The organism is Halomonas sp. PBN3, assembly GCF_000475415.1.
GTDB lineage: Bacteria > Pseudomonadota > Gammaproteobacteria > Pseudomonadales > Halomonadaceae > Halomonas > Halomonas shengliensis.
Genome location: NZ_AXCA01000097.1, coordinates 1 through 637, shown reverse-complemented (window position 1 = coordinate 637; position 637 = coordinate 1). Strand labels below are relative to the sequence as shown.

General features: G+C 64.8%; 1 protein-coding gene. It reads left to right on the top strand.

Annotated features, from left to right (window positions below; translation table 11 throughout):
- Positions 1 to 79: 79 nt before the first annotated feature.
- On the top strand, positions 80 to 637 hold a 558-nt coding region (locus Q673_RS23570), incomplete at its 3' end, for a PhnE/PtxC family ABC transporter permease (RefSeq protein ID WP_023005115.1).

The window sequence follows — 637 nt, the reverse complement described above, 5'->3', positions numbered from 1 at the left end:
CATGACCAGCCAGTAACCCACGACAGTCTAGCGACATCACGAGGGGCCATGACGGCCCCTCATCGGGAGTCACTTCAACATGCAACATGCCACCTTGGATGCTCAGCTGCCGCGACGCCGCTGGAGCACGCTGATCGGCTGGGGCGTCACCCTGGCAGTGCTCAGCTGGGCCTGGCAGGGCGCCGAGATGCAGCCGGGCCAGCTGGTCGCCAATGCCGACAACATGGCCGAGCTCGCCGGCGACTTCATGCCGCCGAGCCTGGGCAATCTGGGCCATTACATCGACCAGATGCTGGTCACCATCCAGATCGCGATTTGGGGCACGCTCCTCGCGGTGATCTGCGCGGTGCCCTGCAGCCTGCTCTCGTCCGAGAATCTCGCCCCCTGGTGGGTCCATCAACCCATGCGCCGCCTGATGGACGCCTGCCGCGCCATCAACGAACTGGTCTTCGCGATGCTCTTCGTGGTGGCAGTGGGTCTGGGGCCCTTCGCCGGCACCCTGGCGCTTTTCATCCACACCACCGGGGTGTTGTCGAAGCTCTTTTCCGAGGCCGTGGAGGCCAGTGATGCCGGCCCCATGGAAGGCGTGCGCGTGACCGGTTCCGGGCGTATCGAAGAGATCATCTTCGGACTGGTT